Annotated in this window: 15 protein-coding genes; 10 read left to right on the top strand and 5 right to left on the bottom strand. The window is 71.7% G+C overall.

What is annotated here, in order from left to right; translation table 11 throughout:
* Positions 1–68: 68 nt before the first annotated feature.
* From AB0959_RS34975 to AB0959_RS34945, 7 genes are all read left to right on the top strand, one after another.
* Positions 69–977 (top strand): EamA family transporter, encoded by a 909-nt coding sequence (locus AB0959_RS34975; RefSeq protein WP_366830745.1) that lies wholly within the window; start codon positions 69–71, stop codon positions 975–977.
* A 108-nt stretch (positions 978–1,085) separates the two neighbouring features.
* The gene (locus tag AB0959_RS34970; protein WP_366830744.1) at positions 1,086–1,736 is read left to right on the top strand and encodes a GntR family transcriptional regulator; all 651 of its coding nucleotides are present in this window, start codon (positions 1,086–1,088) and stop codon (positions 1,734–1,736) included.
* A 133-nt stretch (positions 1,737–1,869) separates the two neighbouring features.
* Positions 1,870–2,628 carry a PIG-L deacetylase family protein gene (locus AB0959_RS34965; protein WP_366830743.1) on the top strand — a complete coding sequence of 253 codons (759 nt, stop codon included), beginning with the start codon at positions 1,870–1,872 and terminating at the stop codon, positions 2,626–2,628.
* Positions 2,628–3,338 (top strand): 4-carboxy-4-hydroxy-2-oxoadipate aldolase/oxaloacetate decarboxylase, encoded by a 711-nt coding sequence (locus AB0959_RS34960; RefSeq protein WP_366830742.1) that lies wholly within the window; start codon positions 2,628–2,630, stop codon positions 3,336–3,338. The genes AB0959_RS34965 and AB0959_RS34960 overlap by 1 nt, the downstream gene beginning before the upstream one ends.
* Before the next feature lie 26 nt (positions 3,339–3,364).
* Positions 3,365–4,510, top strand: coding sequence for a 4-oxalomesaconate tautomerase (locus AB0959_RS34955; RefSeq protein WP_366830781.1), 1,146 nt, complete (start codon positions 3,365–3,367; stop codon positions 4,508–4,510).
* Positions 4,511–4,520: 10 nt separating this feature from the next.
* Positions 4,521–5,471 (top strand): catechol 2,3-dioxygenase, encoded by a 951-nt coding sequence (locus AB0959_RS34950; RefSeq protein ID WP_366830741.1) that lies wholly within the window; start codon positions 4,521–4,523, stop codon positions 5,469–5,471.
* A 151-nt stretch (positions 5,472–5,622) separates the two neighbouring features.
* A complete protein-coding gene (locus AB0959_RS34945) occupies positions 5,623–6,951 on the top strand; it encodes an aromatic acid/H+ symport family MFS transporter (protein WP_366830740.1) in 1,329 nt (442 codons plus the stop codon).
* 51 nt (positions 6,952–7,002) lie between these two features.
* Here the strand turns inward: AB0959_RS34945 and AB0959_RS34940 are convergent, their stop codons facing one another.
* The 4 genes from AB0959_RS34940 to AB0959_RS34925 all read right to left on the bottom strand — a co-directional run bounded on the left by AB0959_RS34940 (position 7,003) and on the right by AB0959_RS34925 (position 10,601).
* Entirely contained in the window at positions 7,003–7,956 is a 954-nt protein-coding gene (locus AB0959_RS34940) for an alpha/beta hydrolase (protein WP_366830739.1), read from the bottom strand.
* A 156-nt stretch (positions 7,957–8,112) separates the two neighbouring features.
* Positions 8,113–8,835, bottom strand: coding sequence for an FAD:protein FMN transferase (locus tag AB0959_RS34935; RefSeq protein ID WP_366830738.1), 723 nt, complete (start codon positions 8,833–8,835; stop codon positions 8,113–8,115).
* Position 8,836: 1 nt separating this feature from the next.
* Positions 8,837–9,241 (bottom strand): FMN-binding protein, encoded by a 405-nt coding sequence (locus AB0959_RS34930; protein WP_366830737.1) that lies wholly within the window; start codon positions 9,239–9,241, stop codon positions 8,837–8,839.
* A gap of 19 nt (positions 9,242–9,260) precedes the next feature.
* The gene (locus tag AB0959_RS34925) at positions 9,261–10,601 is read right to left on the bottom strand and encodes a ferredoxin reductase family protein (RefSeq protein WP_366830736.1); all 1,341 of its coding nucleotides are present in this window, start codon (positions 10,599–10,601) and stop codon (positions 9,261–9,263) included.
* A gap of 162 nt (positions 10,602–10,763) precedes the next feature.
* Here AB0959_RS34925 and AB0959_RS34920 point away from each other — a divergent pair, with 162 nt between their 5' ends.
* From AB0959_RS34920 to AB0959_RS34910, 3 genes are read left to right on the top strand one after another with little or no spacing between them, the layout of a single operon-like run.
* Positions 10,764–11,462 (top strand): response regulator transcription factor, encoded by a 699-nt coding sequence (locus tag AB0959_RS34920; protein ID WP_366830735.1) that lies wholly within the window; start codon positions 10,764–10,766, stop codon positions 11,460–11,462.
* The gene (locus AB0959_RS34915) at positions 11,459–12,943 is read left to right on the top strand and encodes a HAMP domain-containing sensor histidine kinase (RefSeq protein WP_366830734.1); all 1,485 of its coding nucleotides are present in this window, start codon (positions 11,459–11,461) and stop codon (positions 12,941–12,943) included. Before AB0959_RS34920 ends, AB0959_RS34915 begins: the two co-directional genes overlap by 4 nt.
* A gap of 30 nt (positions 12,944–12,973) precedes the next feature.
* Entirely contained in the window at positions 12,974–13,492 is a 519-nt protein-coding gene (locus AB0959_RS34910; RefSeq protein WP_366830733.1) for a MarR family transcriptional regulator, read from the top strand.
* Positions 13,493–13,579: 87 nt separating this feature from the next.
* Here AB0959_RS34910 and AB0959_RS34905 read toward each other — a convergent pair whose 3' ends face one another.
* On the bottom strand, positions 13,580–14,518 hold the full coding sequence (locus tag AB0959_RS34905; RefSeq protein WP_366830732.1) for a glycosyl hydrolase: 939 nt from the start codon (positions 14,516–14,518) through the stop codon (positions 13,580–13,582).
* Between the last annotated feature and the right edge of the window lie 111 nt (positions 14,519–14,629).

The raw sequence follows: 14,629 nt of genomic DNA, 5'->3' as shown, positions 1-14,629 counted from the left end.
GACTCCAGCGTATGGATGAAACGGTGGATGCATTTCTCGCAAGTGCCGAGCGAGGCCACGATCAGGGCATGCACGCAGACGCCACAGCCCCGGTGACTCCCACGCTCCCGTCCGCCGCGCCCGACCTGGTGCCGCAGCAACACGACCGGCGGCGCCTCACCGGCGTGGTGACCATGCTCGGCAGCGGACTGTCCAACCAGGTCGGCGCCGCGACCGGGGCCCTCGCCTTCCCCGTGCTCGGCCCGGTCGGCGTGGTCGCGGTGCGCCAGTACGTCGCCGCGGTCGTCCTGGCGGCCGTCGGCCGCCCCCGGCTGCGCACCCTCACCTGGGCGCAGTGGCGACCGGTGCTGCTGCTGGCCCTGGTGTTCGGCACGATGAACCTGTCCCTGTACAGCGCCGTCGACCGCGTCGGTCTGGGGCTGGCGGTGACCCTGGAGTTCCTCGGCCCGCTCACCGTGGCCCTCGCCGCGTCCCGGCGCCGTCTGGACGCGTGCTGCGCGATGGTCGCGGGCGCGGGAGCCGTCGTCCTCATGCGCCCCCAGCCGTCGACGGACTACGTGGGGATGGGGCTCGGCCTGCTGGCCGCCGTCTGCTGGGCGTCGTACATCCTGCTCAACCGCACCGTCGGCCGGAGTATCCCGGGAGCGCAGGGCTCGGCGGCCGCCGCCTGTGTGTCCGCGCTGATGTTCCTGCCGGTCGGCGCCGTCGTCGTGGTCCAGCACTCGCCCACCGCCGGGTCCGTCGTGTACGCCGTGACCGCCGGTGTCCTCTCCTCCGCCGTGCCCTACCTCGCGGACCTGTTCACCCTGCGCCGTGTACCGGCGCGTGCCTTCGGCCTCTTCATGAGCGTCAACCCGGTCCTCGCGGCAGCGGTCGGCTGGGTGGTCCTCGGACAGGGCCTCGGTGGGGCCGAGTGGGCGGGCATCGGGGCGATCGTCGCCGCGAACGCGGTGAGCATCCTGGCGACGCGTTCCTGAGGCCGGTCGTGCAAGGGGCGTGTACACGGGCGAAGTATGTCGGCAAAATTGTTGACAATCCTGTTGGCCTAGATTTACGTTCGACAGGCACTCACTCAGGGAGGGCAGATGGCCAACGAAGCCCGTCCGGGCACCGGAGAGCAGGCCAAGCAGCTCGCGCTCGCGAAGCTGCGGCAGGCGATCCTGCGGGGCGAGATGGCGCCGGCTCAGCGGCTGGTGGAGAACGAACTCGCCGAGCAGTTCGGTGTGACGCGGGCCAGTGTCCGGGCGGCACTGATCGATCTGGCGTCCGAGGGGCTGGTCGAGCGGATCCCCAACCGCGGCTCACGCGTGCGGGTGGTGACCGTCGAGGAAGCCGTCGCCATCACCGAGTGCCGCATGGTCCTGGAAGCGCTCTGCGCGGCCAAGGCCGCCGTCGAGGCGAGCGACGAACAGCTCGCGCAGCTGGCCGAACTGGGCGAGGCGATGTCCAAGGCGGTCGCCGACGGAGAGCCGGTGACGTACTCGGAGCTGAACAACGAACTGCACAGCCGGATCCGGGAGTTCTCCGGTCAGCAGGTGGCCGTGGGGCTGCTGGAGCGGCTCAACGCGCAGTTGGTGAAGCACCGGTTCCAGCTCGCGTTGCGGCCGGGCCGGCCTCAGCAGTCCCTGGGTGAGCACCTTGCCGTGATCGAGGCGATCAGGGCGAGGGATCCGCGGGCGGCGGAGCACGCCGTGCGCGCCCATCTTGGGAGCGTGATCGAGGCGTATCGGGACTGACCCCTCCGGGGGTCGGCCAGGTTCGTCTGCCGGGTTTCCGCCGGTGGTCGGGTGCGGGTTTGTTGTGGCTGGTCGCGCAGTTCCCCGCGCCCCTTCCAGGGGCGCGCCCCCTGTCCAGAGGAGGACCCAAGCAATGACGCAAGGCGCAGCACCCGCCGGCCCCCGACCGCCACGCTCCACCCTCGTCGTCACCGCGCACGCCGGGGACTTCGTGTGGCGGGCCGGTGGGGCCATCGCTCTGGCCGCCTCGCGCGGGGTGAAGGTCACGATCGCCTGCCTGACCTTCGGTGAGCGCGGGGAGTCGGCCAAGGCGTGGCGTGAGGGCAAGAAGCTCGAGGAGATCAAGGGGATACGCCGGGAGGAGGCCGAGAAGGCCGCGGCCACCCTGGGCGCGGAGGTCGTCTTCTTCGACGCCGGTGACTATCCACTGGTCTCCACGCCGGAGTTGACGGACCGCCTGGTGATCCTTTGCCGGCGGACCCAGCCCGACGTCGTCCTCACCCACCCGCTCGACGACCCGTACAACGGCGACCACCCGGCGGCGGCCCGCATGGCCCTGGACGCGCGGGTCCTCGCCCAGGCCGTCGGCTACCCGGCCGAGGGCGAGATCATCGGCGCACCGCCGGTGTTCTTCTTCGAACCGCACCAGCCCGAGATGTGCGGCTTCAAACCCGAGGTGCTCCTCGACATCACCGCCGTGTGGGACACCAAGCGCAAGGCCATGGAGTGCCTGGCCGCCCAGCGGCACCTGTGGGACTACTACACCGACCTCGCCGTTCGCCGCGGCGTCCAGCTCAAACGCAACGCCGGCCCCAACCTGGGCCTCACCCACAGGACGATGGCCGAGGCGTACATGCGTCCCTACCCGCAGGTCACGGAGGTGCTGGACTGATGAGCGGTGTGATCGTCACCAATCCGCCGAAGGCGGACGCGAAGGACGTCGAGGCGCTCGCGGGCTTCGGTGTCGCGACCGTGCACGAGGCGATGGGCCGCACCGGACTGCTCGGCACCCACCTCCGCCCGATCCAGCAGGACACCCGGGTCGCGGGCACCGCCGTCACGGTGCTCTCCTGGCCCGGCGACAACCTCATGATCCACGCCGCCGTCGAGCAGTGCGGCGAGGGCGACATCCTCGTGGTCACCACCACCTCGCCCTCCACCGACGGCATGTTCGGCGAACTCTTCGCCACGGCGCTCGGGCGGCGCGGCGTACGCGGCCTCGTCATCAACGCGGGCATCCGGGACACCGCCGAACTGCGCGAGATGGGCTTCCCCGCGTGGGCCGCGGCCGTCAGCCCGCAGGGCACCGTCAAGGCGACCGGTGGCTCGGTCAACGTGCCCGTGGTCATGGGCGGCCAGGTGATCCGACCCGGCGACGTCATCCTCGCCGACGACGACGGAGTGGTCTGCGTGCCCCGCGAGCGGGCTCGCCGGGCGGCCGAGGCGTCCGAGGCCCGCGAGGCGAAGGAGGCCGCGTCCCGGGCGGCGTTCCTGGAGGGGCAACTCGGCCTGGACCGCTACGGGTTGCGCGAGACGCTCGCCCGGCTGGGGGTGACGTACGTGTCGTACGACGACCACACGCGCGACGGAGACCGGCCGTGACCCCGCCGCCCGAGGAGGTGCGCTGCATGCTCATGCGCGGCGGAACCTCCAAGGGCGCCTACTTCCTCGCCGAGGACCTGCCCGCCGACCCCGCCGCCCGCGACGGCCTGCTGCTGCGGGTCATGGGCAGCCCCGACCCCCGCCAGATCGACGGCCTCGGCGGGGCCCACCCCCTCACCAGCAAGGTGGCCGTGGTCTCCGTCTCGTCCGACCCCGATGCGGACGTCGACTACCTGTTCCTCCAAGTCGCGGTGGACCGGCCGGAGGTGACCGACCGTCAGAACTGCGGCAACCTGCTCGCCGGGGTCGGCCCCTTCGCCGTCGAACGCGGCCTGGTGGCACCCGGGGACGTCGAGAGCTCGGTGCGCATCCGCATGCTCAACACCGGGGGACTGGCCACCGCGACGTTCCCCACCCCCGGCGGGCGGGTCGCGTACACCGGCACCGTGGAGATCTCCGGCGTGCCCGGGACCGCCGCTCCGGTGGTGATCGGGTTTCCGCCGGGCGGCGGGCCGTTGTTGCCCACCGGGAACGTCCGCGACATCGTGGCCGGAACACCGGTGACGTGTGTCGACAACGGCATGCCGACGGTGCTGATCGCCGCCTCCGCGCTGAAGGCCACCGGCTACGAGGATCCCGCGGATCTGGAGAAGGACATGGCGTTGGCCGACCGGCTCCACGAGATCCGGCTGGAGGCCGGCCGGATCATGGGGCTCGGCGACGTCGAGGGCACCACTGTGCCCAAACTCAGCCTGCTGGCGCCACCCCGGCACGGCGGCGCGGTCATGACGCGCACGTTCATCCCGGTGCGCTGCCACACCTCCATCGGTGTCCTGGGCGCCGCGAGTGTCGCCGCCGGGCTGCGCCTGGCGGGCGGGGTCGGCGAGGGCATCGCCCGGCTCCCCGACGAGGGGGACCGGCTGCGCATCGAACACCCCACCGGCCACCTCGACATCGAGGCCGGTGTCGAGCAGGGCGTTCCGGGCGCGCGCACGCCCCCGGTGGCCCGCCGCACCGCCGTCGTCCGCACGGCACGCAAGATCTTCGACGGCACGGTCTTCGCCCGCCCGGCCGGCACCACCCCTGTACCGCAGCCACCCGCATCCGCATCCCCCCGGGTACCGCAATCCGCATCCGTACCCGCGCCCGCCCCCGCGCCCGAACGCCCCTAAGGAGAACCGGATGACTCCGCCGCTCGGAGACATCGCCCACCTCGGGCACGTCGAACTGCTGACCCCGGAGCCGGACCGCAGCCTGGCGTTCTTCACCGACTACCTCGGCCTGACGGTCAGCGGACGGCGCGGCGACTCGGTCTACCTGCGGACCTGGGACGACTACGAGCACCACAGCCTGGTCCTCACCGCGCACGAGACCTCCGGCATCCGCCGCACCGCGCTGCGGGCCTCCAGCGAGGAGGCCCTGCGACGCCGGGTCAAGGAGTTGGAGTCCGCGGGTCACCAGGGCCGCTGGGCCGAGGACGAGCCGGGCCTCGGACCGCTGTACGTCACCACGGACCCCGACGGCCACGAGATCGCCCTGTACTGGGAGTCCGAGTGGTACCGGTGCCCGGACGAGCTCAGGCCGGGCCTGAAGAACCAGCCGCAGGCCAAGCCGGGTCACGGCGTGGGCGTACGCCGCCTCGACCACGTCAACTACCTGGCGGCGGACGTCGCCGCGAACGCCGACTTCCACCAGCACGTCCTCGGCGCCCGGCCCACCGAGCAGATCCAGCTCGACACGGGCAGGATCGCCGCGAAGTGGCTGACGTTCACCAACAAGTCGTACGACGTCGTCTACACCGAGGACTGGACGGGCTCGCGCGACAGGCTGCACCACATCGCGTTCGCCACCGACACCCGCGAGGACATCCTGCGCGCCGCCGATCTCGCCCTGGACACCGGTGTGTTCATCGAGACGGGCCCCCACAAGCACGCCATCCAGCAGACGTTCTTCCTGTACGTCTACGAGCCGGGCGGCAACCGCGTCGAGCTGTGCAACCCGCTCACCCGTCTGGTGCTCGCCCCCGACTGGCCGCTGATCACCTGGACCGAGGAAGAGCGGAAGAAGGGCCAGGCCTGGGGCCTGAAGACCATCGAGTCCTTCCACACCCACGGCACACCGCCAGTCGCCTGACGGTCCGCCGAGGTTGTTGGGGCGTTCGGCGTCGACTTAATTGTCGCTGTGATTGTTGACAAAAATGTTGACTCTCTTCTCCGGCGTTTTTAGCGTCTGGTGCACCCAGACCCACTCCAGGGCACCCCTCCTGGACGAGAGGAAAACAACGATGCCCTCCGCTCCCTCCCCGTCCGCTCGCGGCGGCCGGCTGGCCGTTCTGGTCGTCGGACTGTGCTGGCTGGCCGTGCTGTTCGACGGCCTCGACATGTTCGTCTACGGCTCGGTGCTGCCGCACATGCTGGAGCGGAAGATCCTCGGGATCACCCCGGACCAGGCCGGGGACCTGGGCAGCTACGCCACCTTCGGCATGCTGGTCGGCGCCCTGACCGCGGGGACGGTCGCCGACCGCATCGGCCGCAAGAAGCTGATGGTCGCCTGCGTGACGCTCTTCTCACTGGCCTCCGGGCTCTGCGCGATCTCCGGCAGCGTCGCGGTCTTCGGCCTCGGTCGCACCCTCGCCGGTGTCGGTCTCGGCGGCCTGCTGCCCACCGCGATCAGCATGGTCTCCGACTACGCCCCGCGGGGCCGCGGCGCGCTCACCGTCGGCGCGCTGATGACCGCCCACCACGCCGGCGGCATCCTCTCCGCCTACGTGGCTCTGTGGGTCGTCGAACCGCTCGGCTGGCGCGCCGCCTTCTGGATCTGTGTGGCGCCGCTGCTCTTCGTCCCCGTGCTCGCCAGGCTCCTGCCCGAGTCGCTGAGCTTCCTGGTCGCCAAGGGCCGTACCGAGGAGGCCCGCGAGCTGGCCCGCCGCTACGAGGTCGGGCTGCCCGCCGCCGCGTCCGGCCGACGGGCCGCCGCCGACCGCTGGACCTCCCTCGTCAATCTGTTCCGCGGCGGCGAGTGGGTCCAGACCCTGCTGTACTGGCTGGCCTCCTTCGGCGGTCTGCTGCTCGTGTACGGCGTCGCCACCTGGCTGCCCACGCTGATGCGCGGCGAGGGCTACGAGCTCGGCTCCGCCCTGACCTTCGTCGTCCTGTTCAACCTCGGCGGCATCGTGGGCATGCTCGTCGCCGGCCGCGCCTCGGATCGTTTCGGCGCCCCGCGCGTCTCCTCCGTCTGGTTCGCGTTGACCGCCGCGGGCGTCTTCCTGCTCAGCGTCCACATGCCGACGGCGCTGACCTTCACGGTGGTCTTCCTCACCGGCGTGTTCCTCAACAGCGCCCAGGCCATGATCTACGCGACGGTCTCGATCCGGTCCACCCCCGACAACCGGGCCACCGCCGTCGGCTGGACCTCCGGCATGGGCCGCTTCGGTGCCGTCTTCGGCCCGTGGCTCGGCGGCCAGCTCCTCGCCGCGAACCAGGGCGACTGGGGCTTCACCGCGTTCGCGCTGGCCGGACTGTCGTCCATGGTCTTCATCGGCCTCGCCGCCCTGCGCGGCGCGCGGCAGACGTCGCGCGGCGGCACGCCGGAGAACCTGGTCACCACCGGTTGAGGACGCCGCTCCCGGCCCACCCGGCCCACTTGGTCCGCCGCGCGGACGGGCTCACTCGTCCGCGCCCGCCTTCGCCTCGGTGGCCCTGCGCACATGGTCCGCGATCAGGGCGTAGACCGGCCGGGCCGCCTCGGCGTCGTTGAGGTCGTAGCCGTGGTCGACCTTGGGGACGTCGTGGTGTTCGACCAGCGCCCCCGCCTTGTCCAGTCGCTCGGCGTAGCGCGTGCCCTCCGCGCGGAGGAGGTCGTACGCCGCGGTGATGACGAGCGCCGGGGCGATCCCCGTGAGGTCGGTGCTGTCCGCGGCGCCCGCCGGGGAGATCAGGCGATCGGATCGCCGGCGCGGATCCGGTACGTACGCGCTGTCGAAGATGTCGCCCAGCCAGGGGCGCAGCATCGGCTTGGCGATGGCGGCGCGTTTGTCCCGGGCGTTGGTGGCGAGGTCGAGCGGCGGGTAGTGGAGGACCTGGAGCGCGATCGACGGTCCGCCCTCCTCGAAGGCCTGGCGGGCCACCGCCGCCGCGAGGGCGCCGCCGGCGCTCTGGCCGCCCACGGTGAGCCGGCTGCCGTCCCAGCCCTGCTCGGCTCCGTGCTCCGCGACCCAGCGGACGATCTCGTACGCCTGTCGGGGCGGTGCGGGGAACGGGTGCTGCGGGGCGACGGCGTACTCCACGTTGACCACGGCCACGCCCGCTTGCGCGGCGAGGCAGCGGCACAGCGCGTCGTCCATCTCCGCTCCCGGCAGGACGAAGCCCCCGCCGTGGAAGTTGACGTGGACGGGGGGCAGCACGCCTTCGGGGGAGTCGGGCACGTGGACCACGGCCGGGGCCGGGGCGACCGATGTCGGGATCGTCAGCTCGCGGGTGTCGCGCGGGAACTCGGGCAGGCGCTCCAGCCAGGCGGCCCTGGAGCCGGGCCCGCTGCGGCGGCGGGCCGCCAGGGCAAGGGCATGCTGCATCGTCCTGGCGGCGAAGGAGGCCACCGCGGGCCGGGCGAGAAGGGACATGCGGCTCCTCCGGTCGAGCTGACGTCCGGGCCGCGCGGCGCAGCGCGAGGGGCACACCCGGCCTTCTTGATCTGGTCAATCATTCTGTTCTTCGATGATTGATGACGTCAAGAATCAGTGCGCCGGTCATCCGTCTCAGTCCGCCGGGTATCCGTCTCAGGCCGCCACGGGCAGCCCCGGAGTCCGGAACACCCGCCTCTCGTCGTCCACGGCGAACACCTCGCAGCCCTCGCGGGACGCCGCCCACTCGACGCCCTCCGCGCCCATCGCGAACGCCGCAGTCGCGACCGAGTCCGCCTCGGTCAGCGACGGCGCCACGACGGTCATGCTCAGCAGACCGGTGGCCGGACGGCCGGTGCGCCCGTCGAGGATGTGGTCGCCGCGCTCGTACCGCGCGGAGGTCGCCACCGCGCCGTCGGTGATCTCCAGCACCGTGCACAGCCGGTCGGCCCGCTCTGGGTGGCGTACGCCGACCCGCCACGGGCCGTCGGTCGCGACCACGTCTCCGCCGGCGTTGAGGCAGAACCGCTCCGCGCCCGCCGCCGTCAACAGCTCCGCGGCCCGCTGCACCGACCAGCCTTTCACCACCGCGCACGGGTCGAGCCCGCGACCGGGCAACCGCACGTCGAACGCGCCACCGGTCGCCGCCCGGTAGTGCTCGCACAGGCCGAGCACCTCGCGCAGGTCCGCGCTGAGGTCGTCGCCCGACAGCTGGCCCCGGTCCAGCCGGGACACCTCGCTGTCGGGCCTGAAGGGGCTGAACCGGGCGTCGACCTCGTGCAGCCAGGCGAACACCGCGTCCACCGCCTCCTCGGCGACGTCCTCGTCGTCGACCCGCAGCGACACCGGGAGCCCCATGACGTGTTCGACGCGCCGCACGTCAGGCGTCGCTCGCGTCGATCGCGGCCTGGAGGGACTCCTTGTAGCCGTCGCTGGTGATCGTGGCGCCGGAGACGGTGTCGATGTCGGCGCTCTGTGCCGTCAGCGTCTCCTCGACCAGCTTCGGTACGGCGGCCGTGGTCTGCGGGTGATTCGGCTGCTTGAGCATCGTGACGGCGGTGATCTTCTCGCCGTCGAAGGTCACCTGGACCTGTACCTCGCCCTTCTCGGTGTTCACGGTGGAGCCCGAGACCACCCGGGTCGAGGAACCGGGGGAGGAGGACGCGGAGGGTGTCGAGGCCGGCGCGGCGGTCCCGGTGGTCGTCGTGCCGGTCGACGGCGCGTAACGCCACACCGGGACCAGGCCCGCGATGGTCAGGGCCAGGACAGGCAGTGCTCGCTTCACGGTGTTCTCCCCGTCTCCCTCAACCGGCCAGGCTGAAACGCTCGAAGTGGATCTGCGGCTTGGGCACGCCCAGCTCGCGCAGGCTGCCGAGGACGGCGTTCATCATCGGAGGCGGTCCGCACAGGAACACGTCCCGGTCCGCGACGTCCGGCACGAGCTTCACGAGCTCACCCGACGCCAGCTTGTCGGGGCTGACCGGCCCGGTCACCAGGTGCAGCTCGGCGCCCTTGGCGTGGGCGAGCTCCCGCAGCTCGTCGTAGAGGACCGCGTCCCGGTCCGTGGCCACCCGGTAGATGACCACGGCGTGGCCGTGCAGCTCCTCCAGCAGCGCGCGGATCGGGGTGACGCCCACGCCGCCGGCGATGAGCAGGGCCTCCGGCCGGGTGCGGTGCATCGCGGTGAAGGCGCCGTAGGGGCCCTCGGCGAAGACGCGCGTGCCGACCTTCACGTGCCTGAGGGCGGCACTGCCGTCGCCGGCCGCCTTGGCGGTCAGCCGCAGCGTACGGCCGTCGGGCGCGGCCGACAGGGAGAACGGGTTGGCCTGCCACCAGCGGTCCCGGGTCAGGAAGCGCCACAGGAAGAACTGGCCGGCCCGGGCGGGCATGCGGTCGAGGTCCTTGCCGGTCATGTAGATGGAGACCACGTTGTCGGCCTCGGGGACGACCGCGGTGACCCGCAGCTGGTGACGCCAGTTCCGCCACAGCGGGAGCACCAGCCGGCCCACGAACACCGAGGCGAGGGCCACGCCCCACACGCCGTACCAGTACGTCCTGGCCGCCGCCGACGAGGTGAACGTCGTCCCGGCCGCGACCTGGTGCGTGAACGCCAGCACCACGGCGACGTAGGTGTACAGGTGGATGAAGTGCCACGTCTCGTAGGCCAGCCGGCGCCGGGCGAAGCGGCCCGAGACGGCGCCGACGACGATGACGATCCCCAGCGCGACGACCGCCCGCAGCACGCCCTCGACGGTCTCGGCGAGGTCGACCAGCTGGTTCACCGGGTCCAGGGAGGACGACTCGGCGTAGCCGAAGGTGATGAAGACGGCGTGCGCGAGCAGCGTCCACAGGATGCCGAAGCCGACCCAGCGGTGCCAGGAGGTCAGCCGGTCCATGCCGATGCGGCGGTCGAGCCACGGCAGCCGCGCCACGAGCAGCAGCTGGAAGGCCATCAGGAGCGCGCCGTACAGACCGGTCAGCCGGCCCAGCACGATGAGGGTGTTCGAGGCGAACCCGGCCCGGACGAAGAAGTAGGCAACCACGGCCACGTTGGCGGCCAGCACGGCGTACAGGCCCGTGCGGGCCACCACCCTGGGGCGTATCGATGCTGTGGGAGGCGGCGCCACGCTTTGGACAGTCGTCACGGACACAAACTCCTCGACTCGGATCGTGGGGATACCGAGCCTGCCTGGTCAGAGCTGTCGTTTTGCTGTCGGTTAACTTTCAAGTTCTTAGCGATGTGCTTCCGGCCGGTCCAAGTGGGGGCCCGCTATGGCCTCATGAAGGACGTGAAGCAGTATGAGCACGTGGAAAGAGTGCGACTCCTCGTGGTGGACGACGACCCGCCCATCGCTGATCTCGTGGCGACGGTCGCCCGCTACGAGGGCTGGGACGCGGTCACGGCGAACTCGGGCGAGGAGGCGCTGCGCCGCGCCGGCGAGTTCCGCCCCGACATCGTGGTGCTCGACCTGATGCTCCCCGACCTCGACGGCTTCGGCGTGCTCGACCGGCTGAGGGCGTCGGGGACCATGGTGCCCGTGGTGTTCCTGACCGCGCGCGACGGCGTCGCCGACCGTGTCGCGGGCCTCACCCGGGGCGGCGACGACTATCTGGTCAAGCCGTTCGCGGTGGAGGAGCTCATGGCCCGGCTGCGCACCGTGCTGCGCCGCAGCACGGGCCCCGGCTTCCAGCGGTCCGTGCTCCAGGTCGCCGACCTGACCATGGACGAGGACACCCGCGAGGTCCGGCGCGGCGACAAACTGCTCACGCTCACCCCCACCGAGTACGAGGTGCTGCGCTATCTGATGCGCAAGTCGCCGACCGTGCTCACCAAGGCGCAGATCCTCGACCACGTCTGGGAGTACGGGTTCGGCGGGCGCTCCAACGTGGTGGAGCTGGTCGTCAGCCGGCTGCGCCGCAAGCTCGACGGCATCGACGACAGCGCCACGCCCCTGATCCACACCGTCCGCGGCGTCGGCTACGTCGTACGGCAGGTCACCCAGTGACCGGCCGGCTGAAGCGGTTCTACCACCGGATGCCCCTGGGTACCCGCCTGGCGCTGGGCCTCGGGGTTCTCTCCCTGGTGGTGTTCGCCGTCGTCGGCACGGCCCTGACGACGTACATGCGGGACTACCTGTCGGCCCAGCTCAACGATCAGCTGAAGCTCGCCCAGGGGGCCCAGTCCAAGAGCATCGCGGACCACGGCACGCTCCAGGGGAAGAAGTACTACCGCTGGTACTACGCCGTGTACGACGTGTCGGACGGCACTCCCGCCCTGCGCAAGCCGGAGGACCCCGGCGACCTGCCGCAGGACGTCGACGACCTCACGTCTCTGGCCCGGGCCCAGGCCGCCACGGACACGGAGATCATCCGCACCGTGCACCTCAACGGCGACGGCCAGTACCGGCTGCGCGCCTGCGAGGTGGAACCGGGAGTCGTCCTCGTCAGCGGCGCGCCCATGCAGGACATCGAGGACACCGTCGGGCAGCTGATCACGATCCAGGTGGTCACCTTCGCCCTGGCGCTGCTGGCGCTCGTGGTGTTCGGACGGTCGCTGCTGCGGCGGGGGCTGAAGCCGATCGGCGACATGGCGCACACCGCCCGCGACATCACCTCGCACGACCTGACGACGGACTCGGCGCGACTGCCGGTGCGCGCCGACGGCGGGAAGGGCGGACCCGAGGTCGAGGAACTGCGCACCGCCTTCAACAGGATGCTGGAGCACATCGACGACGCGCTCGCCGTCCGCACCGAGGCCGAGCAGCGGCTGCGCCGTTTCGTCGCGGACGCCTCGCACGAACTGCGCACACCCCTGATGTCGGTGCGCGGCTACGCCGACCTGTTCCAGTACGCCGCCGCCAACGAACCCGAGGAGCGGGACAGACACCTGGCGCGGCTGCGCGCCGAGGCCGCGCGCATGGGGATCCTGCTGGACGACCTGCTGCTGCTCGCCCGCCTGGACGCCGCCGACGTCGAGACGCCGCTGCGGCCGGAGGACGCGGACCTCGCCGAGCTGGTCCGCCAGGCCGCGGACGCGTTCCGCGCGGGCCGCCCGGACCACCCGCTGACCGTGACGGCGGGCTCCGACCCCGCACGGCTGCGCATCGACCCCCTGCGTATCCGGCAGGTCCTGGACAACCTGCTCACCAATGCCGCCGTGCACACCCCGGCGGGCACGAAGGTGGCCATCGAGGTGACCACGGAACAGCCGGCCGGGGAAGGCGCGGACGGCACGGCCGTGGTCAGGGTCACCGACTCCGGGCCGGGGATCCCGGCCGCCGACCGGGACCGGGTCTTCGACCGCTTCTACCGGGTCGACAAGGCCCGCAGCCGCGACCGCGGCGGCAGCGGCCTGGGCCTCGCCGTCGCCCGCTCCCTGGTCGCGGCGCACGGCGGCACGATCGACCTGACCAGCGAGCCCGGCTCGACGACGTTCGTCCTCAGGCTGCCGAAGCGCGCGCGAACGGCGACCGGAGAACTTACTTGAGTTAGGCAACAAGATGGTAAAGTGGGCCGTATGTCCACACCACCGCTCCCCAACGTCCCCGCCTCGGCCGAAGTGATCGAGATCGAGCGCGCGCTCACCCGCATCACCTATCTGAGCACCCGAACCCGGCAGCACGAACGCCTGATGGCCCTGGCCGGAGTGCCGCTCGACCGGGCCGCCGTGGCGCTGCTGCGACAGATGGCCGACTCGGAGCCCCTGCGCCCGGGGGAGCTGGCCAACCGCCTCGGCGTCGAGGCCTCGCACGTCACCCGCCAGGTGCAGCAGCTGCAGAAGTCGGGCCACGTGGACCGCATCCCCGACCCCGACGACCGGCGCGCCCAGCGCATCAAGCTGACCCAGGCCGGCCAGGACGCCGTCGACCGCATCCGCGAGGCCGGCGCCCGGGGTATGCAACTGGCCCTGGACGACTGGTCACCCGAGGAACTCCGCCAGCTCGCCTCCCTCTTCCACCGCATGGTCGACGACTTCCTGCGCCACGGCGAGGAACTCGTCGAGCAGGAGAAGGCCGCCTCGGCGAACACGGTCTGAAACCGCCCACGCCCCGGGGCGACGCCCGCTCACGTCGCCCAGGAGCACGGCAGGACCTACCAGGACCTACCAGGGCGTCGGCGCGTATCAGGGCTGGGGCAGCGCGTGGAAGGCCACGGTGTCCCGGTCGAGCAGCAACCGGTCGCCGTCGGCGGTGAGGCGCGCCAGCTGCACGACCGAGCGGCGCGGTCCCGGCCCGTGCCCGTCATCGGGGGCGGTGTCCCGCTGGGGGTGGGTGAAGTAGAAGACCCAGGCCGCGTCGGGCCCCGCGACGACATCGGCGTGGTGTCCCACGCCCTGGTCGTCCTCGCGGGTGCCGGACCCGTCGAGGATGCGGCCCGCAGGGACCCATTCGTCGAGGTCGGTGGAGCGGAACACGTCCTGGCCGTCCCAGCAGTCCACGATCATCCAGTACCGGCCGCCCAGCGTGAAGACGTTGGGCCCCTCGTGCGGCCGGTGCTCCAGGACCGGGCCCCGCACCCGCCAGTCGTACAGATCGGTCGAGTCCGCGGCCCAGGTGTGGGAGCCGTGGGCCTCGTCCTTGTACCACATGCGCCACCCGGAGCCGCCCGGCAGTGGGTGGACGCAGGCGTCGATGACCTTGCGGGAGCTGAGCGGCACCGGTCCGACGTGGACCCAGTGCCACAGGTCGCCGCTGGTGTAGTGGACGATCTGCCGGTCGTGGCCCTCCCAGCGGTCCGGCACCCCTCTGATGTAGCTGACGTACATGTGGAACACCCCGTCGGGGGCACGCACGATCTCCGGAGCCCAGAACGTGTTGGTCCCCGGTTCGAACGGGAGGCTGTCCAGCACACCGCGGTAGAGCCAGTCGTGGCCGTCGGCGCTGGTGGCGACACCGATCGCGGTGCCGTGCACCCAGGCGACCCCGGGCGCGACCGCGTCGGCGCGACGCTGTGTGTAGAACATCCACCATCGCCGACCGTCGTGCAGGACGACGGGATCGGTCGGGCCCGCGTGGACGGGGTCCTCGTACAGGGGCGCCGGGGCGGGAAACGGAGAGGTCATGACGACCTCCGGGCGATGGCTGAGGGCAGGGACGGAGCGGAGGGAGGCATGGTTCTCCGGGGAGATCAGCGGCGGCAGGGGCGAGCGAGGAACACTGCGTGCGGCGAGCCG

It is taken from the genome of Streptomyces sp. NPDC046862 (genome assembly GCF_040704615.1).
Classification (GTDB): Bacteria; Actinomycetota; Actinomycetes; order Streptomycetales; family Streptomycetaceae; genus Streptomyces.
Note: the sequence above shows the minus strand (reverse complement) of the source record. Positions and strands in the feature narration are given on the sequence as shown.